Raw genomic sequence first — 213 nt, 5'->3', positions numbered from 1 at the left:
CAAGTATGGATAAGTCATAATTCACTAAAGATAAACGCGTCTCTGTCCGTCCATGACCTTTCTCTTGAGTACTGTATTTATCACCATCGTAGTTCTGGAGCATCTCTAAACGAAAGAAATCATTAAATGCACTTTCTAGCTTCTTTTGGTTTCCTTTTACCGCAAGAAGATAATCCGCTTCTTTCTGTACTATTTTCTTTGCTATATCTTTTT

1 pseudogene is annotated in these 213 nt (G+C 35.7%); it reads right to left on the bottom strand.

The annotated features are described in order from the left end of the window. Positions 1–213, bottom strand: a pseudogene (locus tag Q0852_RS23890) (ISAs1 family transposase); the annotation flags it as partial.

The sequence above is a fragment of the uncultured Photobacterium sp. genome (assembly GCF_947502415.1).
Taxonomy (GTDB): Bacteria; Pseudomonadota; Gammaproteobacteria; order Enterobacterales; family Vibrionaceae; genus Photobacterium.
Note: the sequence above shows the minus strand (reverse complement) of the source record. Positions and strands in the feature narration are given on the sequence as shown.